Here is a 21,461-nt window from a genome sequence, read left to right on the forward strand (position 1 = left end):
TCCTGCCACGGGGGCTTTCCTGCTTTTCCCTTGGGTACGGCCCCGGGGGCCCCGGGTCAGGGTGTCGCCGCGGCGGCGGCGGCCGCCGCGGCCGGCAGCGCCTCGACCACCCGGCCGACCGCCCGGTCGTCGTGCGAGGCCGAGACGAACCAGGCCTCGAAGGGCGAGGGCGGCAGATAGACCCCGCGGCGCAGCAGTTCGTGGAAGAAGGGGGTGTAGCGGTACGACTCGGTGGCGCGGACCCCGTCGAAGTCGACGACCTCGTCCTCGGTGAAGAAGACCGAGAACATGGTGCCGGAGTACTGGACCCGGTGGGCCACGCCCTCCTTGGTGAGCGCGGCCGAGACCTCTCGGCCGAGGGTGGCCGAGACCTCGTCGAGCCGCTCGTACACCTCCGGGGTGCTGTGCCGGAGGGTGGCGAGTCCGGCGGCCGTGGCGACCGGGTTCCCCGAGAGGGTGCCCGCCTGGTAGACGGGTCCGGCGGGGGCGAGGTGCGCCATGACGTCGGCGCGTCCGCCGAAGGCCGCCGCGGGGAAGCCTCCGCCCATGACCTTGCCGAAGGTCAGCAGGTCGGGGGCGACGCCGTCCCGGCCGTACCAGCCGGAGCGGCTGGCCCGGAAGCCGGTCATCACCTCGTCGGAGACGAAGAGCGCGCCGTGGCGGGCGGTGATCTCCTTGAGGCCGGCGTTGAAGCCGGGCAGCGGCGGGACGGCGCCCATGTTGCCGGGGGCGGCCTCCGTGATGACGGCGGCGATCTCGTGGCCGATCTCCGCGAAGACCTTCTCGACCGAGGCCAGGTCGTTGTACGGCAGGACGATGGTGTCGCTCGCCTGGGCGCCGGTGACGCCCGGGGTGTCGGGCAGGGCGAAGGTGGCGAGGCCGGAGCCGGCCGAGGCGAGCAGCGCGTCCACGTGGCCGTGGTAGCAGCCGGCGAACTTCACGATCTTGCTGCGCCCGGTGAAGCCGCGTGCCAGCCGGATCGCCGACATCGTCGCCTCGGTGCCGGAGCTGACGAGGCGGACCTGTTCGACGGGGGCGACCCGGCCGACGATCTCCTCGGCGAGTTCGACCTCTCCGGTGGACGGCGCCCCGAAGGAGGTGCCGTGCTCCAGGGCCCCGGTGACGGCCTCGACGACGGCCGGGTGGCGGTGGCCGAGGATCATCGGGCCCCAGGAGCAGATCAGGTCGACGTATTCGTTGCCGTCGCTGTCGGTGAGATAGGGGCCCTGGGCCGAGGCCATGAAGGGCGGGGTGCCGCCGACGGCGCCGAAGGCGCGGACCGGGGAGTTGACGCCGCCGGGGGTGACCCGGCGGGCCCGCTCGAAGAGGGCCTTGCTGGCGCTGCCTCCGCCGCTCATCGGCCGGCCTCCTCGGGGGTCTCGAAGCCGAGGGCGGCGTCGAGGACGACGGCGCCCCGCTCCAGCACGCGGACCGGGTTGAGGTCCAGCTCGAAACCGGCGGGCCAGTCCTGGACCAGTTCGGCGACCTTGTGGAGGAGTTCGGCGGCGGCCGTCACGTCGGCGGCGGGGCGGCCCCGCGTCCCCGCGAGTATCTTCGCGCCGCGCAGTCCGGCGAGGAGTTCGGCCCCCTCGCCGGGGGCGAGCGGCAGGAGCCGGTGGCCGACGTCGTCCAGGACCTCGGTGAAGATCCCGCCGAGTCCGGCGGTGAGCACGGGGCCCAGGTCGGTGGTGTGGACGCCGACGATCAGCTCGACGCCCTCCGCGACCAGTTCCTCGACGAGCACCTGCCCGCCGAGCGCGGCGAGCCGGGCGTACGCCTCGGGCGCGGTGCCGGCGGTGACGCCGATCTCCACGCCGCCGGCCTCCGTCTTGTGGAGCAGGCCCGGTACGACGGCCTTGAGCACCGCCGTACCGCCGACCTCGGCCACGGCCCGCGCCGCGTCCTCGGCGTCCTCGGCGATCCGGCCCTTGGGCACGGTGATCCCCGCCTCGGCGAGGAGCCGCTTGAGCTCGGGCTCGGTCGCCCCGGCGCCGGGTCCGGGCACGGTCCCGGGGCGGGGGGCGTCCGGCAGCGTCCGGGGCCTGCTGACCTCCCACAGGGCGGCGGCCGCGCGCAGGGCGCGGGCCGGTGTCGGGTACTCGGGGAGTCCGGCCTCGCGCAGGTCGCGCGGGGCGTCGGGGGCGAGGAAGTCGGCGCCGGTCCGGGCGACGAGGATGGGCTTGCCGCCCTTCACTGCGGCCCGGGAGAGGGCGTTGACGGCTTTCTCGACGTCCGGTCCCGCCATCACGCAGAAGGCGGCGACGATGATGTCGACGGTCTCGTCGGCGATGAGGACGTCGAGGGAGCGGTCGAAGAGCGAGGGGTCGCTGAGGACGGTGGCCGTGATGTCGACGGGGTTGTCGATGGCCCCGAAGGCCGGGACGATCTCGGCGAGCGCCTCCTTGCTGCGCGGTTCCAGGGCGCTGAGTTCCAGGCCGTGGGCCTCGACGGCGTCGGCGGCGAGGATGCCGGAGCCGCCGGAGGTGGTGACCACCGCGACGCGGTTGCCGACGGGGCGCCGCTCGGACTCGAAGACCCGCGCCACGTCGAGGAGTTCGTCGATGTCGTCGACCCGGACGATGCCGAGGCCGCGCAGGGCGGCGTCCAGGACGCGGTCGTCGGTGGCGAGGGCGCCGGTGTGCGAGGCGGCGGCCCGGCCGCCCGCCTCGGTACGGCCCGACTTGAGCAGGGCGACGGGCTTGCCGGAGCCGGCCAGCTCGCGGAGGGTCCCGATGTCCGGGGTGTCCTCCAGGTAGCCGAGGAGGCCGGTGACCTCGGGGACGGCGGCGAGTTCGCGGAGGACTTCGAGGGCGGTGACGTCGGCGTCGTTGCCGGTGCTGACCACCCAGCCGGGGCGCAGTCCCCGCTCCAGGGCGAGGCTGGCGGCGCCGAAGCCGAGGGCGCCGCTCTGGCTGACGAAGGCGAGGGTGCCGGGTTCGAAGGGCACGGACTCGGCGCCGAAGAGGGGGCTGAAGGTGGCGAGGACGCGGTTCTCGTAGGCGACGGCGCCGATGCAGTTGGGTCCGATGATCCGCAGGCCTCCGGCGCGGGCCTTCGCGACGACCTCGGCCTGGAGGCGGGCGCCCTCCTCGCCGGTCTCGGCGAAGCCGGAGGAGGCGATCACGGCGAGCTTGACGCCGGCGGCGACGCAGTCGTCGACGGCGCCGGGGACCCGCTCGGCGGAGACCATGATCAGCGCCAGGTCGACGGGGCCGGGGGCGTCCTTCACGCTGGGGTAGGCGGGAACGCCGAGGATCTCCGGGGAGCGCGGGTTGACCGGCAGGATGCGGCCCTTGTAGCCGTAGCGGAGCAGGTAGTCGAGCGGCTTGCGGCCCAGGGCGCCGGGGCGCTCGCTGGCGCCGATGACGGCGATGGATCCGGCTTCCCAGAGAGCCGAGATGTCACTCATGCGATGGCCTCGATCTTCGTCTCGTTCGTCACGTTCTTCTCGTTCGGGTCGTGCCTGTTCGGGTCGTGCCTGTTCGGGTCGTGCCTGTTCGGGTCGTCGGCGGTGGTGCCGGGGGTGCCGTCCGCGCCGGCGTTCCCGTCCGCGCCGTCGGCGGATTCGGCCTCCGCCGCCGCGAAGAGGCGGGTGAAGGCGGCGATGTGCCGGGCGCCGTCCGGGTCGGCCGCCAGCTCCCGCACCAGGACGGTGGGCTGGTGCAGGGCCTTGTCGACGATGCGCCGTACGCTGCGGTCGATCTCCCGCCGTACGGTGCCGTCGATGCCCTCCAACCGGCGTGCGAGACGGTCGAGTTCGGCCTCGGCCGCCTCGGTCGCGGCGGTCCGCAGGGCGGTGAGGACGGGCTTGGCCCCGGCGAGGCGGAGCCCGGTGCGGAACTGCTCGACCTCCGCGTCGATCAGTTCGTGCGCGGCCTGGACACTGGCCGCCGAGATCTCGTCCTCCTGGCCCTCCTCCGCGATCCTGCGCAGGTCGACGAAGGTGACGCCGGGCAGCTCCGCCGCGCCGGGCGCGATGTTGTGCGGCAGCGAGAGGTCGAGCAGGAACAGTTCGCGGCCGTCCCGGGCGGCCAGCGCCTCCTCGACCTGCCCGGCGGTGACGAGGTGGCCGGTGGCGGCGGTGGCGCCGACCACCACGTCCACCTCGGTGAGCAGCCGGGGCACGTCCGTCAGGTCGTACCCCACTCCCCCGGTGGTCTCCGCGAGCCGCTGCGCCTTCTCGGGAGTGCGGTTGGCGACGTGCACCCGGTCGAGGCCGGAGCGGCGCAGCGCGGCCACGACGACCCCGGCGAAGGCGCCGGCGCCGATGACCAGGGCGGTCTTGCCGTGCAGGGAGCCGACCCGGCACTCGAAGAAGCCGAGTCCGGCGGTGGCGAGCGAGCGGCCCGCCTCGTTGAGTCCGGTCTCGTTGCGGGCCCGCTTGCCGACCCGCAGGGCGGTCTGCACGGCCTTGGCGAGGACCCGGCCGGTGCGGTCGAGCCGCTGGGAGCGTTCGAGGCCCAGTTTCACCTGGCCGAGGATCTGGTCCTCGCCGACGACGACCGATTCGAGTCCGGAGGCCACGGCGAAGAGGTGGCGTACGGCTCCGTCGGCGTGGTGGCTGTAGAGGTGCGGGGCGATCTCCTCGTGGTCGACGCCGGTGTGCTGGGCGAACAGCTGCCCGAGACCGGTGAGTTCGCCCGGACCGCCGGGTCCGGTGGCGCCGGCCCTGGTCTCGGCGTAGATCTCCAGGCGGTTGCAGGTGGAGACGACGACGGCGGCGTCGATGCCGTCGACGGAGGTCACGTCGGAGACGAGGTCCTCGGCCGGCCGGTCGGTGCCGGCGAGTCTCTCCAGGAGGTCGAGCGGGGCGCTGGCATGGCTGATGCCGAGGACCAGCATGGTGGAGGACGGGCTCACCGGGTCACCGGTCCAGCGTCTGGGCGAACTCGGAGGCCCAGTAGGTGATGATCTGGGTGGCACCCGCGCGGTGGATGGAGGCGAGGCTCTCGCGGACGACCTGGTCGCGGTCGATCCAGCCCTTGGCGGCGGCCGCCTCGACCATCGAGTACTCGCCGGAGACCTGGTAGGCGGAGACGGGCACCTGCACGTGGTCGGCGATGAGCCGGACGATGTCGAGGTAGGCGAGGGCGGGCTTCACCATCACCAGGTCGGCGCCCTCGGCGACGTCCAGGGAGACTTCGAGGAGGGATTCGCGGATGTTTCCGGGGAACTGCTGGTAGCCCTTGCGGTCGCCGCGGAGGGTGGACTCGACGGCGTCGCGGAAGGGGCCGTAGAAGTGCGAGGCGTACTTGGCGGAGTAGCCGAGGATGGCGACGTTCTGGTGGCCGGCCCGGTCGAGGGCCTCGCGGATACGGCGCACCTGGCCGTCCATCATGCCGCTGGGGGCGACGATCTGGGCGCCCGCGTCGGCCTGGACGACGGCCGCCCGGGCGTACAGCTCGATGCTGGCGTCGTTGTCGACGTCTCCGTGGGCGTCGAGGACTCCGGTGTGGCCGTGGTCGGTGTACTCGTCGAGGTTGATGTCCCCGATGATCACGGTGGAGTCGCCGACCTCGGCGACGACGTCGCGCAGGGCGACCTGGAGGATGCCGTCGGGGTCGACGGCGCCGGTGCCGGTGGGGTCCTTGTGCTCGGGGATGCCGAAGAGGATGAGTCCGCCGACGCCGTTGGCGACCGCCTCGGCGGCGGCCTTGCGGAGGGTGTCGCGGGTGTGCTGGTAGACGCCCGGCATGGAGGGGATCTCACGTGCCTCGGTGAGGCCCTCGCGGAGGAAGAGGGGCTGGACGAGGTTGGCGGGGCCGACGCGGGTCTCGGCGGCGAAGCGGCGCAGCGCGGGGGTGCGGCGCAGCCGGCGGGGGCGGTAGTAAGGGGCGGCGGGGTCGGTGGCCGCGGTGTTGCGGCCGTAGGCGTCGTACGTCATGAGCGTGACTCCTTCGAGGGCGTGGCGGCGTGCGGGCGCGGGTGCACGTGCGGGTGCGGGTGCGGGTGCGGGACGGCGAGGGCGCGCAGGGCGGCGGACACGGCATCTCCTAGAGGGCCTCGCCGAGGAACACCTGCTCCAGGTGCTTGGCGACGGGCTCCTCGGGGCGGCTGAACCAGTAGCCGTGCCCGCTGCGCTGGAAGAGCTTCAGCTCACCGAGCTGGACGAGGGTCTCGGCGAGCTTGACGGCGAGCCCGGCCGGGTCGATCACGGGCAGGCCGTGCAGCTCGTGGATGCCGAGGTGCCAGAGGATCTCGTTGGGGATGCCCTCGGCGGGGATGATGACCTCGGCCCCGGCGCGGGCGGCCCGCTCGGCGGCGGCCGAGTACACCTCGACGAACTGGTCGAAGTCCCCTTCGAGGGAGCGGTGTACGGAGTCCCAGCCGCCGGGGACGACCTCGTAGGAGCTGAGCGAGGACTCCAGGCGGTACTGCCGGATGTTGGCCCGGATGGGCTCCTCGAGCGGCGGCATGAAGCCGAGGACACCGAAGCGCTGCCCGGTGAGCGCCGACAGGAAGAAGGCGGTCTCGCCGTACCCGAGGGTCGGGATGGAGGCGAGGTGGCGGGCGTCGCGGAGGCCGGGGTCCTGGCCCGCGGCGATCACCCAGGCGTCGTAGCCCTCGCGTTCGGCGACGAGCGCGGACTCGGAGAAGTGGCGGCTGAAGAGCACCTGGGCCGAGTGGTGCCCGACGAGCCCGAAGGGCGTGGCGTCGGGGTACGTGTCGGCCGGCAGGGTCTTGATGTCGACGGTGGTACCGGGTGCGGCGATCGCGTCCAGGTGCGTGCGATACCACTCGTCGAGCAGCGGCAGACGTCCCTCAACGGTGTGCTTGTGAAACCAGATCCGCATGTGCCTCACCTTTCAGTGGTCGTGGTGCGACGTCGAGAAGTGATGCCTTGAACAGGTAGTCGGCGGCCGAGCGGGGGTCTTCGGCGGTACGCCTCAAGGAGGCGAGCCGGGCGGGGAGTTCGGCCGCGCTGTCCAGTCCGGCCGTGCGGGCCTCGCTGCGCGGGATGACGGCCGTCTCCACGACGGAGCGGCGCCGTTCGAGGGCGGCGTCGAGCGCCGCCTCGCCCGGGGCGTCGCCCCGCAGGACGGCGGCGAGGGCCCGGCCCGTCTCCACGGCGTCGTGCAGCCCGCAGTTCATGTTCAGACCGCCGGCGGTGGAGGTGAGATGGGCCGCGTCCCCGGCGAACAGCACCCGGCCCGCCCGGTAGCGGGGCAGCAGGAACCGCGCCAGCCGGTAGGTGTGGGCGTCGGCGATCCGTACGGCCCGCCCCGCGGCGCCCGGCAGGGCCTGCTCGACCCTGGCCCGTACGGCGTCGGGGGCGAGCACGGCGTCGCGGTCGGTCCCCCGCGGGATGCGGAAGATCAGCCGCCAGTGGTCGGGCATGCCGAGTGCGCTGAACGAGGCCCGCGCGTCACGGACGTACGCCAGGGCGGCGAGCCCGGGGACCAGCTCGTCGAGCGGCGTCCGGGTGACCACGCGGAGCGCGTAGTCGGGGTACTCCTCGGCCGTTCCGGGGAGTCCGGCGAGCTCGCGCAGCCGGCTGCGGCTGCCGTCGGCCGCCAGGACGTACGGGTGGCGGGTGACGGTGGCCCGCCCCGCCGCGTCCTCGGTGCGCAGCCGGACCCCGTCGCCGGTGTCCTCGGCCCCGGTGACGGTGGCCCCGAACCTGATGTCGGCGAGCCCGGTCGCGGCCAGCTCGGCGAGCAGCAGCGGGGTGAGCCGGGCCTGTTCGACATGGAGCCGGTACGGGTGACCGGTGTGCCCGGCGAGCACGGAGTAGTCCAGTTCGGCGTGGACGAGGCCGTCCAGGTCGCGCCACTGGACGCGGTCGACGGTGCGGCCCTGGCGGCGCAGGGCCGCGGCGACGCCGAGTTCGTCGAGGAGGTCGAGGGTGGACGGGTGGAAGGTGGACGCCCGGGACTCGGTGGCCAGGGTCCCCCGGGACTCCAGGAGGGTCACCGGCACTCCGGTCCGGGCGAGGACGAGCGCGGCGGTCAGCCCCACGGGCCCGGCGCCGACGACGGCGACCGGTCCGCGGGAGGCGGTGGCGCCGCTCACGGCACGGCCACGGCATCGCGACCGGCGGCCGCGGTGCCGTCCCGCGGGCCGGCGGGTGTGCCGGTGCGCTCGGCCAGCCGGCGCAGCAGCGGGTGGGCGTCCGGGCCGTCGGCCGGGAGGCCGAGGGTGTCCCGGGCCCACCAGGCGCTCGCCAGGTTGGAGGTGAGCAGGACGCGACCGCTGTCCCGGCCGAGCTCGGCCAGCGCGTCGAAGGTGAACATGCCGGTGCCGGTGAACAGCAGCGTCGCGTCCTCGGGGAGTTGGGCCTCCCGGACCTGTGCGACGAGCTCCGAGGTGGTCACGTCGTACGGGGAGAAGCGGTCACCGGCCCGGATCTTGACGACCCGGTCGACCGTGAGGCCGGCCGACTCCCAGTAGGCGTGGGACAGTTCGGTGAGCCAGGGCTCGTACGGCGAGACGAGGACCAGCCGGTCCGCTCCCACCGCCCGCGCGGTGTCGAGGATGGCGAGCGCCGCCGACCGTACGGGGGCGCCGGCGCGCTCGGAGAGCTCCGCGCAGAGGGCCCGGTCGCCGTCCGGGGTGAGCAGGTAGTGCGATCCGGTGCAGGAGACGACGGCGGCGTCGAGACGCAGCCCGCCGAAATTCCCCAGCACTTCGGGGAGTACGTCGTTGTACTTCTCCAGCCGACCGCGCAGGTCTTTTCCGGGAAGTACCGGGAATCGTGAGGTGTGGACATTGAATGCGGGACTGACGAGGCTGCCGATCTCGGGTTCGGCGGCGGCGTTTCCCGAGGGAACCACCACACCGAGTCGCGGCGCCGAATGCAGAGCCATGAACGAGTCTCTCCCATCCGTCGGTGCCATTGACATCACCGTATGTCCGGAACGGGTCGCACATCGATACGGGATTCCGCACCCGTGGCCGGATCGTGTTGCGGATACGAGAACGGCGCCGCACCGTGAATACGGTGCGGCGCCGAGGCGTCCGAATTACGGGACACTCGCGATACGGAAACGGAATTCAGTCGGCCCGGACCGCGGCGGCCCCGGCGGCTTCGGCGACGAATTCGTCGATCTTCGCGCGGCGGGTGAGCCCGCCGTTCACGGCCCAGTTGCCCTCCGGGATCTCGTTCACGACGAGCCAGACGACGGTGTCGGGACCGGTCGCCTCCCGCACGTGCCGGGTCACCTCGACGGAGAGGGCCTCGTTGCGCCCGGGGGTGAGGAAGCCCTCCAGGGGGGTGACCACGACCAGGACGCCCGGGGGCGTGCCGGCGGCGGTGGTCGCGAGCCCCTTGGCGGCCTCACGGACGTACACCCAGGTGGCGGCGGCGAAGAAGTCGGTGTGCGGCAGCTCCATGGCCGTCAGCACGGAGTCGGCGACCTGCTGCTGCAGGACCTCCGCGGCGGCCTCGGAGAGGGTGCCCTCGGGAACGGTGATCTCGACCAGCGGCATGACGACTCCCCAACATGTGTGCGTACGGATACGGGTGCGGGCGCGGTGCGACCGCGGATACGGGTGCGACGGAGGGTTCAGCAGGCCAGCGCGGCTTCGAACCGGTCGATGGCAGCGGCCAGTTGGGCGCGCCGGCGGATGTCGAGCTTCCGGTAGATCCGGGTGATGTGCAGTTCCACGGCACGGGTCGACACCGTGAAGGACTCGGCGATCTGCTTGTTGGTCAGTCCGTCGAGCATCATCGTGGCGATGCGCCGTTCGTGGGCGGTCAGTTCCTCACGGACGGCGGCCTCCTCACGGACGGCCGGCGGGGCGGGCGCGGTGACGGCCGGCGGGACGAGGGCCGTCACGCCCCCGCGTATTCGCTCGTGGGTCCCGGCACCGCCGGTGGACCGCTCGAGGCCGGCGAGCACCACGTGCCCCATGACCGCGTTCCACTCCCGGACCCGTAACTCGCCGAAGACCTGGGCCTGTGCGTACGGGTCGGCGTACAGGACCCGTAAGAGCGTGCGGCGGTCCGGTGCCTCACAGACCAGGAGTTCCCCGGTGCCGTCCCGCCAGGGACCGCCACCGAGCAGGATGCCGCGGGCGGCCATCCTTTTCCAGTAGGTCCGGTGAGCCTCTCCGAAACTCAACCGGTCCGTCTCATTGCCACGGAAAACGAGTTCGACCACAAAAGCCACGTACGACTCCCCCATAAAGGCCGGGTGTTTCCACTTCTGACGCTACCACCCACCACCCGCCCCATTAATGAACACAATGTTGCGGGTGCCGGTCCGGTATTCCTGGGGGAATGGCGCATGCCCGGCCGCCGAGAACGGCCGGGTGGCGCCCTGCTGTGCCGGTGTCCGGCGCGGGGCGGCTATTCGGCCGCCGCCGCGCTCGGTACGGAGGCGGCCCCGGGCTTCGGCTCGGGCTCGCGCTCCTGTCCGGGCCCGTCCTCGCCCTCGGCCTCGGCCGCGGGCTTCGGTTCGGGCTCGGGCGCCGGCCGCGGCTTGCGCCGGAGCAGACCGGTGGCCGCGAGCACCGCCACCGCCCCGATCCACACGGTCCAGCCGAGCGGCTCGCGCAGCACCGCGGCGCCCAGCACGACGGCCACCGCGGTCATCAGATAGGTGACGGTGGACGCCACGGTCGGCCCGTCCTTGATGATCAGCTCGAAGTTCAGCAGCGCGGCGAAGCCGGTGCAGACCACGCCGAGGATCAGGACGGAGATCACCGAGTCGGTGCGCCAGGTGATGCTCTGGAGCCCCAGGAACGGGAAGGCGACCAGAAGGAGCACGGTGGCCGCGCTGAGCTGCCCGCCCGCGAGCATCAGGGGCGGAATGCCCCTGCCCACGAGGAACTTGCCCATGTACGCGAAGCTGGCGCCGAAGCTGATCGAGCCGAGGACGAAGCAGAGGATGCTCCAACCCGTCCCGGCCGAGGCCGAGTTCCAGGGTGAGGCGATGAGCGCGGTACCGCCGAGGCCGAGCAGCACACCGCCGGCCTTGAATCCGGAGACCTTCTTCTCCTGGCCCAGCAGCAGGGCGGCGGCCAGGGTCCAGATCGGCGCGCTGCCGTTGACCACGGCGGCGACGCTGCTAGATCCGGCGATCTCCCCCTCGGCGTAGAGGGTCCACGGGACGGCGTTGCCGAGCAGCGCGGCAACGGTCAGATGGCCCCAGACGGCGGCCTCCCTGGGGAGCCGAAGCCCCTTCGCGTAGCCGATGGCGAGGATGACGACGGCGCCGAGCGCGAGCCGGATCAGCACCATCTGCACGGGTGAGAACCCGTACCCGGCGATCTTGATCCACAGGAAGACGGAGCCCCAGATCAGGCTCAGTGCGGCGAGCCGCGTGTAGGTGGCTTTGGACATGGGTGTTTCCCGCTCTCCGAAGACAGGGCTCGGCCAGATGTGGAAGAGGAAGTGAGGGGACGCGGCGGAGCTCTCCGCGGCACGGGAACGAGCCTCGCAGCGGCGGCCGGGCGGGTCCAGCAACGTCTGGTGGACGGTACCTTCCACGAGCCGTGGCGCATCGGGAACCGGTCCCGTCGGGAACCGCGCCCCACCCGGTGAGAGCGGACGTCGGGAACCGCGCCCACCCGGTGGGTGCCGGTGTCGGTGACCGACCCCGGCCCGTGCGTCAGCCGGCGACGGCCGCCCTGGCCGCCGTGCGGAGCGCGTCCAGCACGGCGGCGATCTCCGGGGAGGTCTGGCTGCCCTCCCGTACGGCCGCGAAGACCGTACGGGAGGGCGCCCGCTCGCTGAACGCGCGGATCGTCACCTCGGGCCGCGGGACCGGCTTGGCCAGCCGCGGCACCAGCGCGACCCCGAGGCCGAGCCGCACCGCCGCGAGCGTGGCGTCCCAGTCGCCGATGGCGTGGGAGGCCTGCGGGGTGAACCCGGCCGCGGTACACGCGGCGACGCCGATGTCGTGACAGAGGCCCGTGGTGGCGAAGATCCAGGTCTCGTCGGCGAGGTCGCCGAGGAGCAGCCGCTCGCTGCCGAGCAGCCGGTGGCCGGCCGGCAGGGCGATGTCGAAGGGGTCGTCGCAGAGCGCGACCCGGTGGAACCTGCCGTCGGAGCGGACGTCCTCGCCGGCCGGGCCCGGGGTGCGGGTGGTGTCGGCGGAGATGACGACGTCGGTCTCCCCGCGCTGGAGCAGGGAGAAGCTCTCCGGCGGGTCGACCTCGGCGAGCGAGGTCCGCAGCAGCGGCCGGGTCTCCCGCAGCCGGGCGACGGCGGGCAGGATGAGCGCCGACAGGGTGGTGGAGAAGCCGGCGACCGCCACCTCCCCGCGCTCACCGCTCTGGTGGGCGGCGAGCTCGGCGCGCATCTGCTCGACCTGGGTGAAGACGGCGTCGGCGTGCCGGAGCACGATCCGTGCCGCGCCGGTGAGCCGCAGCCTGCGCCCGGACGGTTCGGTGAGCGGCACGCCCAACTCCCGTCCCAGGGCGCTGATCTGCTGCGAGACGGCCTGCGGGGTGAGGTGGAGCGCCTGGGCGGCCGCGCTGACGGTGCCGCGTTCGCTGAGCTCCCTCAGCACCCGCAGCTTCCTCAGGTCCGGATAGTCGGTCATGCCCGCACCCCCTCCCACCGCCGCCGTCCGGTCATCGTACGCAGCCGGCGTCCACGTCGATGACCTCCTTGGCCAATGTCTCCAGGACGTCCAGGTCCCGCGCGGTGCGGCCCGCCTCGCGCCGGTCGCCCGGATAGGTCGGGTCGAGGACGACGGCCCGCGCGCCCAGGTCCTGGAGGAGTCCGAGGTCGTCGGCGATCTGCGCCAGGGTGCCCTCGCCGAGGAGCCGCCCGGGGCCGAGGGGCCGGGCGGTGACGCGGAGTTTGATCCGGGGGCAGACGTCGGGCACCGGCCGCTCGTGTTCCTCGGCGACCTGGCGGAGCGTGGGCAGTCCGACGCCGAGGAGCCAGTCGCCGGAGACGGAGGTGGGGTGCCAGGCGTCGCCGAGGCGGACGGCCCTGCGGAGCGCGCCGTAGCTGTGTCCGCCGACCCACACGGGCGGCCCGGGCCGCTGCACGGGCAGCGGCCCGGTGTGGACCTCGCGGAAGGAGACGTGGGCGCCGTCGAAGGAGGCGACCTCGTTCGCCCAGCAGGCCTTGATGGCGGCGAGGTACTCGTCGCTGATGGCTCCGCGTTTGCGGTACGGGACGTCGAGGACCGCGAACTCGCGGGCGGCCCAGCCGGCGGCCGCGCCGAAGACGAGCCGGCCCTTGCTGAACCGGTCGATGTTGGCGGCGACGCGGGCGGTGTGCACGGGATGCCGGTACGGGAGGATCGTCACCGTCGTCCCGAGGCCCACGGTCCTGGTGACCCCGGCGAGCCAGGCGAGGGTCGCGAAGGGGTCGTAGAACGGGGCGGGGAAGAGGTGCTGCACGTCCGGGGTGAGCGCCACGTGGTCGGAGACCATGGCGTAGTGGTACCCGATCGACTCGACCCGCAGCGCCCAGTCGGCGAGGGCGTCGGGGGTGGCCTCGGGCCCGTAGTTGGGCAGATTGACGCCGAACTTCATGGGGCGTTCCTTTCCAGGGCCTCGGCCGCGGTCGCGCCCGCGGCTCCGGTCCCGTTGGCGTGGTCCGCGGTGCGGCGGCCGGCCCGGGCGTCACGCCGGGCGAGCCCGCGCACCGCGGTGAGGTGGAGGAGGACTCCCGCGAGCGCGAACCCTGCGGCGGGGAGCGGGAGCCAGCGGGCGTCGAGCCCGTGGGCGAGGGCGAGGCCGCCGAGCGCGGAGCCGACGGCGCCGCCGAGGTAGGTGGCGGAGCTGTTGAGGCCGACGGCGGCGGCCCCGCCCTCGCCGTCCCCGGCGAGCAGCCGGTGCTGCTGGGGGACGACGAAGGCCCAGCCGACGGCGCCCCAGACGAGGAGGGGTGCGAGGACGAGCCCGGGGACGGTTCCGGTCCACGGCAGCAGGGCCAGGGCGCCGCCGAGGGTGCCGAGGAGGGTGACGGCGAGGACGGCGGGTTGCGCGGTCCGGTCGACGAGGGTTCCGGCGAGGAGGCTGCCGCAGACTCCGCCGATGCCCCAGACCCAGAGGTACGGCACGGCGCTGCCGACGTCGGCGATGCGGTGGAGGACCGGTTCGAGGTAGGTGTAGAGCCCGAGGCTGGCGACGGTCTGGGTGAAGGTGACGGTGACCACGACGGCCACCCGGGGCCGGGCGAGGGCGCCGAGCCGGGCCCGCAGGGAGGGCGCGGCGGCTCCCTCGACACGGGGCAGGGCTCCGGCGACGCCGGTCAGGGCGGCGACGCCGAGGCCGGTGACGAGCCAGAGGGCCGTCCGCCAGCCGGAGTGGGCGGCGACGAGCAGCCCGAGCGGTACGCCGAGGACGGTGCCCGCGCTCATTCCGCCGAGGACCAGGCCGAGGGCGCGGCCGCGCCGCTCGGGCGGGACGAGCGCGACGGCCGCGGTGGCCGCCGCCGGGGTGAAGAGGCCCGCTCCGGCGCCGGCGAGGGCACGGGTGCCGAGGAGTCCGGCGTACGAACCGGCCAGCGCGGTCCCGGCGTTGGCGAGGACGAAGACGACGAGGGCGGTGACGAGGACGGCACGGGTCCCCCAGCGGGCGAGGACGGCGGAGAAGAGCGGCGCGGCCAGGGCGTAGCAGAGGGTGAAGGCGGTGACCGACTGGCCGGCGAGGGAGACGGAGACGTGCAGGTCGGCGCCGATGCCGGGGAGCAGTCCCGCCATCGCGTAGGCGTCGGTCCCCATGGCGAAGGAGCCGAGTGCGAGCAGGGCCACCGCGCGCGTGCCACCCATCACGCCCCCTCTTCTCTGTGTCCCGTCCGCGTCGTACGGAACGGTCCTGGGGACGCTACTGACCGCGCGTCCGGATCGGGGCGCACAAGGGCGAAGAGGGTTCGGAGTCCCGCAGCCTCGCGTCCCCGCTCCTCTGGAATCGGCCGGTCACGGGCCTACGGTGGATCGATCGAGGAACCCCAGGAGGGAGTCCACCGTGCTCGACCTGTCCGTCATCAACGCGATGTTCCCGCCCGATCTCCCGGAACCGTCCGACTGGGAGCGCCGGTTCGCGCCGCGCTCCCTGCCGGCGGGTGCCGAGGTGACGCGCTTCGCCCCGAGCCCCACCGGTCATCTGCACATCGGCGGTCTGTACACGGCGGCCGTCGCGCGCGCCCTGGCCCACCAGTCGGGCGGCGTCCACGTGCTGCGCGTCGAGGACACCGACCGGTCACGCCAGGTCACAGGCGCCGCGGAGGAGTTCTCCCGGTTGCTCGCCGCCTTCGGGCTCGCCCCCGACGAGGGCGGGGTCGCCGGGGAGGGCGCGTGGGGCCCGTACCTCCAGTCGGAGCGCCGGGACGTCTATCTCAGCCATGTGCGCGAGCTGCTGCGGCGGGACCGCGCGTACCCCTGCTTCTGCGACCGGGACCGGCTGGCCCGGAGCGCGGTGGAGCAGCGCGCGGGCCGCTCCCCGCTCGGCTACTACGGACGGTGGGCGCCCTGCCGGACGCTCGCCCCCGAGGAGGCGGCGCGGCGGCTGGCGGCGGGCGAGCCGTACGTGGTGCGGTTCCGCTGCCCGTACGAGTTCCCCGGCCGGGTCCGGTTCACGGACCGGATCCGTGCCTCGGTCACCATGCAGGACAACGGCAACGACATCGTGCTGCTGAAGTCCTCGCAGGAGGAACTTCCGCTGCCGACCTACCACTTCGCGCATGTGGTGGACGACCGCCTGATGCGGGTGTCGCTGGTGGTGCGCGGCGAGGAGTGGCTGTCCTCGACGCCGGTCCATCTCCAGCTGCACGCGGCGCTGGGCTTCGAGCCGCCCTCGTACGCGCATCTCGCGCCGCTGATGAAGGCGGAGGGGCCCTCGCGCCGCAAGCTCAGCAAGCGCAAGGACCCCGAGGCGTCGGTGGACTACTACCTGGCCGCCGGGTATCCGCCGGCCGCCGTCCAGCACTATCTGCGCGGTCTCGCCAACATCCGGCTGATGGACGTGCCCACGGCCGAGGCGCTCGCCGCTCCCGTCCGGCTCGACGGTATGCGCCCCTCGGGGCCGCTGCTCGATCTGCCCAAACTGCACTCCCTGAGCCGGGAGTTCATCGCCTCGCTGCCTCCGGAGGAGCTGTACGCGCAGCTTCTCGCCTGGGCGGAGGACCACGACCCGGAGCTGGCCTCGGTCCTCGCCCGGCACCGGGACCTCGCCCTGGCGGCCGTGGCGGCGGGACGGCCCGCGGACGCGCCCGCCCGGAAGGACCTGGATCGCTGGTCCTGCTTCCGTGACCGCTACGGCTTCTTCTTCGCCGAGCTCTTCGGCCCGCCGCCGGCCGCCGACGACGACCGCTACGGCGGCCTGGACCCGGAGCTGGTGCGCCGGGTCGCCGCCGAGTTCGCCCGGGAGGCGGCCGGGGCCGCCACGGCGGAGGAGTGGTACGGCACGCTCCGCGCGCTCGCCGCACGGCACGGCCGCGCCCCGGACACGGCCGCCTGGCGCCGGGAGCCGGGGCGCTGGGCGGGCCCGCCGAGGGAGATCCCGAACGTGGTCCGGGTCGCGCTCACCGGCGCCACCCGCAGCCCCGACCTGTTCGCCGTGGCCCGAGCGCTGGGCCCGGACGAGGTGCTGCGCCGCCTCACCGCCGTGGCGGGGTGAGGCGGCCGGATCCGCGCGAGGAGACGGTCAGTTCAGCGGCATGCTCCGGTCCGACGACCGCACTCCGGGTGCGGTCGGCGCCGGGATCTTGAGGAGTCCCTTGTCGCTGGAGCTCGCGGGCGCGTCCGCGCCGACCGGGGTGGTCGTCATGGGACGGGCGGCCGCGCAGCGCTGCTTCTCGGCCTCCGACATGGGCCCGGTGCGCTGGAGCAGCCGGTCGGGGACGGCCCGCGAGGGTCCGTCGACGACGGCGTGCAGCCGGTAGTCGTCCTTCTTGCTGACGAACCAGCCCTCGACCCGCTCGCGGCTCGGCTGCATCTCGACCCAGCTGACCTCGCCGGGCTGGATCTTCTCCACGACGGTCCGCTGGTCGCTGCTGAACCACTGCCAGGGCCGCTGCCAGCCCTTCTCGTAGGCGAGGGCGAACTGGGTGGCCATGGGCCGCTCCCTGGCGCGCTTCTCGTCCTCCTCCCGTACGCCCGACGTGGGCAGCCTGGCCACCTCGTTGAGCGGCAGGTTCGCGTCGGCGTACGTCTGGGAGATGCTGTCGTGCCCGCGCTCGGCGTACGAGAGGAGCCGGGAGTGTTCCAGCGCGTTGCGGGTGCAGTTGACGAAGGCCTCGCCGACGACCCTCGCCCGGTCGTAGTAGCGGAAGGACATCCGGGTGTCGGGCCGGAAGGTGCAGGCGTTCTCGCCGTTGCAGGCGGCGGCCGCGTTGTGGAGGGTGCTCTCGCGGTCGTTGCCCTTGTACGCCTCCGAGGTCCCGAGCGCGGTCTTGCTCACGGTCTTGTCGAGCTCCGGCGGCACCTCGACCGCGCGGATGCGGGCGATCATCGGTGAACAGGTCACATGGGTACGGGAGTCGGTGACCCGGGAGGTGAAGGTGAGCAGCGGCTCGTTCTCGCTCGCGGTGAAGACGTAGCTGCGGGCGGTCCAGCGGCCGGGCCCCGGCTTCCCCTTCGTACGGTCGGGGTCGCCCGCGGTGGTGACCTCCTGGACCGCGCCGCCGGAGGCGACGACGGCGTACGGCTGCCCGGCGACGACCTGTTCGCCGGTGCACTCCTTGGAGACGGCGGGGCTGTCCTCGTAGTTCACGGTGACCCTGGCTCCCGCGCGGACTCCGCGCAGCCGCTGCTGGAGGGTGTTGCCGTCCTTCTGGAGGGCGACGCCGTGGGAGGCGTCGGTCCGGCCCGAAGCGGTGGGCGAGTAGCGCTGGTTGAGGCCGGTCCAGGAGTCGAGGCCGACGGTGGTGGGGCCGTCGCCCTTCATGACCGGGTCGGCGAAGTCGCCGTTGAGGACGGGGACGGACTGCGCGGCGGGGGCGGCGGCGGAGTGGGGGGCGAGGGGGAGCAGAAGTCCGGCGGCGCCGAGGACGGCGAGCGACGCGGACAGGGAGCGGTGCATGGCGGGGGACTCCTCCGGGATCAAGAACCGTGGGACACGGCGGGTATCGGGGACCTGGAGCGGGGACCGGGCTCGGGAACCGGAGCTCAGGAGCTGTTGGCCGACAGGGCGACTTCGCGCTTCGGTTCGGCACCCGGCGGCACCGCCCGTGAGGCCGGCACCTCCCGTACGGCGGGGGCGCTCCGAAGCCCGTCCGGGGTGCTGTTGTCGGCGTCGGGCGCGGTGTCGCCCGCGGGGCGCTTGCGCCCGCAGAGCCGGTCGGGGACGGCGTACGTCTGGGCGACGAAGCTGCTGGTGTTGACCATGGAGGGGCTGTCCACGCTCACGTTGAGGATCTTCTTCCCCGTGTCCGTGACGAGGTTGCCGACCACCCGCCGCATGGCCGCGCTCGCGCCGAAGACGAGCATGTCGTACGGCTTGACGGTGGTCTTGTAGACCGTCGACTCGGTGTTCTCGATCGTCCACGACTTGGAGTACGTGGCCTTGAAGGCGGCCTCGAAGGCGAGTTTGGCGCTCAGCGAGCCGGCCACCTTCGCGCCGCCCGCGACGGTCGTCTTGGTCCCTGCCGTCGAGGTCGGACCGTCCTTCAGGTTGGGCGTCTTGTTCTCGCTGGTGATGTCGTTGCTGAGGTTGGTGGTGACCTCGCCGGAGGCGGTGACCGTGCCCTCGGCGGTGATCTTCCCGGAGATCTCGCCGCCGATGTTGTCGGTGCTGCTGGTCTTCAGGGTGACGGTCCGGTCGACGCCCATGTCACTGGTGGTGCAGTTGACGACCGCGTTGCCGAGGGACTTGACGGCGGTGGCGTACTCCCGGTCCTGCTTGGGATCGATGGCGAACGTGCAGGCCGTTCTCTTGGTCCCGCAGTACTCCAGGACGTCGGCGATGCGCGTGGGGCGGCCGTCGGCGGTGACGGCGCGGGCGACGGGGGTCTCGCCCGGCCCCTCCTCGGTGGCGACGGCGACGGGCGGGGCGAGCAGGACGAGGGGCGCGGTGAGCCCGAGACCGAGGGCGAGGGTGAGGGGGCGGGCCAGGGGCGGGACGGCGTGGGGACGGCGTGCGGGCATGACGGGGGAACCCTTCGGGACGGAAGGCGTACGGGAGCGGGGGTGGTTCAGGGACCGAGCAGCGAGCAGAGCTGGGAGGCCGGGAAGGGGGACTGTCCCGGGTCGCCCGAGCCCTGCGGCAGGGAGGCGGGGAAGGCCGCGCAGGTGGAGTCGACGGCCGCGGCGGCGTTGTCTGCGGGCTCCGGCTTGTAGGTGGAGATGGTCGTGCCCATCTCCTTGAGGCCGTCCTCCTCGCGGGCTCCCTTGCCGGACAGTTTCTCCATGCAGGAGGCGGAGCCGGGCGGGCACTCCTCCAGCTTCTCGCCCGCCGCCTTGATGTCCTTGTCGGCCTGGCCGGCGGCCTCCTTGGTCTTCTTCTGGTCGGCCTCGATCTTCTTGGCCGCCTCGGCGTTGCTCTCCTTGTCCTTGCACTCCTGGTCGTCGGGCTCGCACTCGGCGGCGTACGCGACGGGGGCCAGAGGGACGGCGACCGGAAGGGCGAGGGCGGCGGCGAGGACTCCGGCGCCCAGCAGACGGCGTGCCGATGTCTTCCATACGGGCATGGGAACTCCCTTGGGACAGGGGTGAATTGACGGGCTCGGCGGGGGACGCCAGGGGCGGACAGGGGACTGCCCTCAAGATCACCGAGCGCATTCCGACGCTAGCCGTCGGGGCCCCGGCGCCCCGGCAGGACACACGGCGCGGCGCCCTCCCCGGGGGCCGCTCACCACTTCGGCGGAGCGCACTCGGAACCGCCCCGACCGGCCGGTACGAGGGCTTTCCGGAGCGGGCCGCACGGGCCTCCCGTACACCCGTGGGCATGGAATCCCGAGCGGGGGCGAGCGGGTGGGCGGCCGTGCGCGGCGGGGGCTCTCACTCCCCCGGCCGCCGCCGTTCGGCGGCCCGCCACGGGCGCCGCCCGGCGTCGTCCCCCGAGGCCCGCGGCGGGGTGAATGCGCCCCCGCGACGGCGCCCCGAACGGAGGTCCGACAAACGGGTGTTTCATCCGTTCCGACTCGCCCCGGTGATCATTCTCGGACAGTCTGCTGATGTGCCCGGCGGCCCGTCCCGGCCGCCGCACCCGGCCGTGGGCGCCCCATGCCCAAAGGCCCGGCACGACGTGTTCGCATGACCCGCGACCGGCCCGTGGGCGCCTCCGCGCTCCCCGCGGACGCCACCGGCCGGACGCCGCGCTCCCGTATGTCCCCGTCGAAGGAGAGCAGAGCCATGTCCCGTTCACGACGCGGTACCCCGCGCACACGCCTGCGCGACCCCCGGGCCTTCCCGACGCGCGGCCGGACGTTCGCCACCGCCGTCCTCGCGGCCGCCGCACTCGCCGCCGTACCGGCCCTGGCCCCCGCCGCGCAGGCCAACGAGGGCAACCCGACCGTGCTGAGCTGGGGCGCGGGCCGCACCGGCCAGCTCGGCAACGGCACCCTGTCCGACAGCCTCAGCCCGTCCTCGGTCACCAGCCTCTTCCGCGGTGACGTCGACCAGATGTCGGCCGGCGGCACCTCGTCCGCCGACTCCTTCGCCCTCGCCCGCACCGACAAGACGGTGAAGTCCTGGGGCCACAACGCCTCGGGCCAGCTCGGCAACGGCGGCAACACCAACCAGACCGTGCCCACCACGGTCCCCCGCCTCAGCAACATCAAGGACATCGCGGCCGGCGGCCGGCACGCCCTCGCCCTCGACACGAGCGGCCAGGTCTACTCCTGGGGCGACAACGCCTACGGCCAGCTCGGCAACAATCGCACCGGCGACAGCCGTACGGTCCCCGATCGCGTCCAGGGCATGCCCAAGGTCAAGCAGATCTCGGCCGGCTGCGACTTCAGCCTCGCCCTCCTGGAGAACGGCAAGGTGTACGCCTGGGGCCGCGGCATCCACGGCCAGCTCGGCACCGGCAACCGCGCCAGCAGCTCCGTGCCCCGGCAGGTCCAGGGCCTGGAGAACATCGTCGAGGTCGACGCCGGCTGCCACCACGCCCTCGCCCTGACCGCCGACGACACGGTCAAGTCCTGGGGCTACAACCTCTACGGCCAGCTCGGGAACTCCAGCACCAAGTCCTCCACCCTCCCGGTCGACGTCGACTGGATCGAGGGCGTCTCCGACATCGAGGCGGGCGCCCACCACAACTACGTGAAGACGAGCGACAGCCACGTCTGGGGCTGGGGCAACAACCAGTACGGCCAGCTCCTGGAGTCCGACGAGGCCTTCGACTCCAACGTCTCCCGCACCAACCGCACCGCCCCCGTCGAGATCCCCCGCCTGGAGGGCGTCCAGCACCTCGCGGCCGGCGCCCGGCACGGCGTCGCCGTCACGGCCGACGACGTCTTCACCTGGGGCCACAACGGCGAGGGCCAGCTCGGCAACGGCACCACCGTCCCGCGCTACGAGTCGGTGAAGATCCTCAACGAGGGCTCGGCGATCAAGGACGTGGCCGTCTCGCTGGGCGGCAACACGACGTACGCGTACTGAGCGGGGAGG

18 protein-coding genes are annotated in these 21,461 nt (G+C 73.4%); 2 read left to right on the forward strand and 16 right to left on the reverse strand.

The annotated features are described in order from the left end of the window. Positions 1 to 56 precede the first annotated feature (56 nt). From hemL to ACH4MY_RS36815, 13 genes are all read right to left on the reverse strand, one after another. The gene (hemL, locus tag ACH4MY_RS36755; protein WP_398008995.1) at positions 57 to 1,358 is read right to left on the reverse strand and encodes a glutamate-1-semialdehyde 2,1-aminomutase; all 1,302 of its coding nucleotides are present in this window, start codon (positions 1,356 to 1,358) and stop codon (positions 57 to 59) included. Beyond that, on the reverse strand, positions 1,355 to 3,409 hold the full coding sequence (locus ACH4MY_RS36760) for an acetate--CoA ligase family protein (RefSeq protein WP_398008998.1): 2,055 nt from the start codon (positions 3,407 to 3,409) through the stop codon (positions 1,355 to 1,357). Before ACH4MY_RS36760 ends, hemL begins: the two co-directional genes overlap by 4 nt. Then, positions 3,406 to 4,860 (reverse strand): glutamyl-tRNA reductase, encoded by a 1,455-nt coding sequence (hemA, locus tag ACH4MY_RS36765; RefSeq protein WP_398009000.1) that lies wholly within the window; start codon positions 4,858 to 4,860, stop codon positions 3,406 to 3,408. The genes ACH4MY_RS36760 and hemA overlap by 4 nt, the downstream gene beginning before the upstream one ends. 4 nt (positions 4,861 to 4,864) lie before the next feature. Further along, positions 4,865 to 5,884, reverse strand: coding sequence for a porphobilinogen synthase (gene hemB / locus ACH4MY_RS36770; RefSeq protein WP_398009002.1), 1,020 nt, complete (start codon positions 5,882 to 5,884; stop codon positions 4,865 to 4,867). A 109-nt stretch (positions 5,885 to 5,993) separates the two neighbouring features. Then, entirely contained in the window at positions 5,994 to 6,794 is an 801-nt protein-coding gene (locus tag ACH4MY_RS36775; protein ID WP_189834741.1) for an aspartate/glutamate racemase family protein, read from the reverse strand. Then, positions 6,763 to 8,013: an FAD-dependent oxidoreductase gene (locus tag ACH4MY_RS36780; protein ID WP_398009004.1), complete on the reverse strand. Its 1,251-nt coding sequence runs from the start codon at positions 8,011 to 8,013 to the stop codon at positions 6,763 to 6,765. Before ACH4MY_RS36780 ends, ACH4MY_RS36775 begins: the two co-directional genes overlap by 32 nt. Then, a complete protein-coding gene (locus tag ACH4MY_RS36785) occupies positions 8,010 to 8,807 on the reverse strand; it encodes an arylmalonate decarboxylase (RefSeq protein WP_398009006.1) in 798 nt (265 codons plus the stop codon). The genes ACH4MY_RS36780 and ACH4MY_RS36785 overlap by 4 nt, the downstream gene beginning before the upstream one ends. Positions 8,808 to 8,994: 187 nt before the next feature. Continuing rightward, positions 8,995 to 9,429 (reverse strand): 4-oxalocrotonate tautomerase family protein, encoded by a 435-nt coding sequence (locus ACH4MY_RS36790; RefSeq protein WP_398009008.1) that lies wholly within the window; start codon positions 9,427 to 9,429, stop codon positions 8,995 to 8,997. A gap of 77 nt (positions 9,430 to 9,506) precedes the next feature. Beyond that, positions 9,507 to 10,127, reverse strand: coding sequence for a LuxR C-terminal-related transcriptional regulator (locus ACH4MY_RS36795; protein ID WP_398009010.1), 621 nt, complete (start codon positions 10,125 to 10,127; stop codon positions 9,507 to 9,509). A 164-nt stretch (positions 10,128 to 10,291) separates the two neighbouring features. Further along, positions 10,292 to 11,287, reverse strand: coding sequence for a DMT family transporter (locus tag ACH4MY_RS36800; RefSeq protein ID WP_398009012.1), 996 nt, complete (start codon positions 11,285 to 11,287; stop codon positions 10,292 to 10,294). A gap of 268 nt (positions 11,288 to 11,555) precedes the next feature. Further along, a complete protein-coding gene (locus ACH4MY_RS36805; protein ID WP_398009014.1) occupies positions 11,556 to 12,491 on the reverse strand; it encodes a LysR family transcriptional regulator in 936 nt (311 codons plus the stop codon). A 31-nt stretch (positions 12,492 to 12,522) separates the two neighbouring features. Further along, positions 12,523 to 13,440: a TIGR03619 family F420-dependent LLM class oxidoreductase gene (locus ACH4MY_RS36810; RefSeq protein WP_398009016.1), complete on the reverse strand. Its 918-nt coding sequence runs from the start codon at positions 13,438 to 13,440 to the stop codon at positions 12,523 to 12,525. Further along, positions 13,437 to 14,681 (reverse strand): MFS transporter, encoded by a 1,245-nt coding sequence (locus tag ACH4MY_RS36815; protein ID WP_398009018.1) that lies wholly within the window; start codon positions 14,679 to 14,681, stop codon positions 13,437 to 13,439. The genes ACH4MY_RS36810 and ACH4MY_RS36815 overlap by 4 nt, the downstream gene beginning before the upstream one ends. A gap of 196 nt (positions 14,682 to 14,877) precedes the next feature. On the opposite strand from ACH4MY_RS36815, the gene ACH4MY_RS36820 reads away from it, so the two are divergent. After that, positions 14,878 to 16,527 (forward strand): glutamate--tRNA ligase, encoded by a 1,650-nt coding sequence (locus ACH4MY_RS36820; RefSeq protein ID WP_398009020.1) that lies wholly within the window; start codon positions 14,878 to 14,880, stop codon positions 16,525 to 16,527. A gap of 27 nt (positions 16,528 to 16,554) precedes the next feature. On the opposite strand, the gene ACH4MY_RS36825 is transcribed toward ACH4MY_RS36820, so the two are convergent. From ACH4MY_RS36825 to ACH4MY_RS36835, 3 genes are all read right to left on the reverse strand, one after another. Beyond that, on the reverse strand, positions 16,555 to 17,931 hold the full coding sequence (locus ACH4MY_RS36825; protein WP_398009022.1) for a hypothetical protein: 1,377 nt from the start codon (positions 17,929 to 17,931) through the stop codon (positions 16,555 to 16,557). A gap of 86 nt (positions 17,932 to 18,017) precedes the next feature. Then, a complete protein-coding gene (locus tag ACH4MY_RS36830; protein ID WP_398009024.1) occupies positions 18,018 to 18,995 on the reverse strand; it encodes a hypothetical protein in 978 nt (325 codons plus the stop codon). Between the two features lie 47 nt (positions 18,996 to 19,042). Beyond that, entirely contained in the window at positions 19,043 to 19,537 is a 495-nt protein-coding gene (locus tag ACH4MY_RS36835) for a hypothetical protein (RefSeq protein WP_398009026.1), read from the reverse strand. Between the two features lie 664 nt (positions 19,538 to 20,201). On the opposite strand from ACH4MY_RS36835, the gene ACH4MY_RS36840 reads away from it, so the two are divergent. After that, positions 20,202 to 21,452 carry an RCC1-like domain-containing protein gene (locus ACH4MY_RS36840; protein ID WP_398009028.1) on the forward strand — a complete coding sequence of 417 codons (1,251 nt, stop codon included), beginning with the start codon at positions 20,202 to 20,204 and terminating at the stop codon, positions 21,450 to 21,452. Positions 21,453 to 21,461 lie beyond the last annotated feature (9 nt).

It is taken from the genome of Streptomyces sp. NPDC017246 (genome assembly GCF_044331325.1).
Taxonomy (GTDB): domain Bacteria; phylum Actinomycetota; class Actinomycetes; order Streptomycetales; family Streptomycetaceae; genus Streptomyces.

Bases quoted from the DNA above. Each gene is read 5' to 3' on its own strand.
- hemL (WP_398008995.1), bottom strand. From the start codon at position 1,358: ATGAGCGGCGGAGGCAGCGCCAGCAAGGCCCTCTTCGAGCGGGCCCGC.
- ACH4MY_RS36760 (WP_398008998.1), bottom strand. From the start codon at position 3,409: ATGAGTGACATCTCGGCTCTCTGGGAAGCCGGATCCATCGCCGTCATC.
- hemB (WP_398009002.1), bottom strand. From the start codon at position 5,884: ATGACGTACGACGCCTACGGCCGCAACACCGCGGCCACCGACCCCGCC.
- ACH4MY_RS36775 (WP_189834741.1), bottom strand. From the start codon at position 6,794: ATGCGGATCTGGTTTCACAAGCACACCGTTGAGGGACGTCTGCCGCTG.
- ACH4MY_RS36785 (WP_398009006.1), bottom strand. From the start codon at position 8,807: ATGGCTCTGCATTCGGCGCCGCGACTCGGTGTGGTGGTTCCCTCGGGA.
- ACH4MY_RS36790 (WP_398009008.1), bottom strand. From the start codon at position 9,429: ATGCCGCTGGTCGAGATCACCGTTCCCGAGGGCACCCTCTCCGAGGCC.
- ACH4MY_RS36795 (WP_398009010.1), bottom strand. From the start codon at position 10,127: ATGGGGGAGTCGTACGTGGCTTTTGTGGTCGAACTCGTTTTCCGTGGC.
- ACH4MY_RS36800 (WP_398009012.1), bottom strand. From the start codon at position 11,287: ATGTCCAAAGCCACCTACACGCGGCTCGCCGCACTGAGCCTGATCTGG.
- ACH4MY_RS36805 (WP_398009014.1), bottom strand. From the start codon at position 12,491: ATGACCGACTATCCGGACCTGAGGAAGCTGCGGGTGCTGAGGGAGCTC.
- ACH4MY_RS36810 (WP_398009016.1), bottom strand. From the start codon at position 13,440: ATGAAGTTCGGCGTCAATCTGCCCAACTACGGGCCCGAGGCCACCCCC.
- ACH4MY_RS36815 (WP_398009018.1), bottom strand. From the start codon at position 14,681: ATGGGTGGCACGCGCGCGGTGGCCCTGCTCGCACTCGGCTCCTTCGCC.
- ACH4MY_RS36825 (WP_398009022.1), bottom strand. From the start codon at position 17,931: ATGCACCGCTCCCTGTCCGCGTCGCTCGCCGTCCTCGGCGCCGCCGGA.
- ACH4MY_RS36830 (WP_398009024.1), bottom strand. From the start codon at position 18,995: ATGCCCGCACGCCGTCCCCACGCCGTCCCGCCCCTGGCCCGCCCCCTC.
- ACH4MY_RS36835 (WP_398009026.1), bottom strand. From the start codon at position 19,537: ATGCCCGTATGGAAGACATCGGCACGCCGTCTGCTGGGCGCCGGAGTC.
- ACH4MY_RS36840 (WP_398009028.1), top strand. From the start codon at position 20,202: ATGTCCCGTTCACGACGCGGTACCCCGCGCACACGCCTGCGCGACCCC.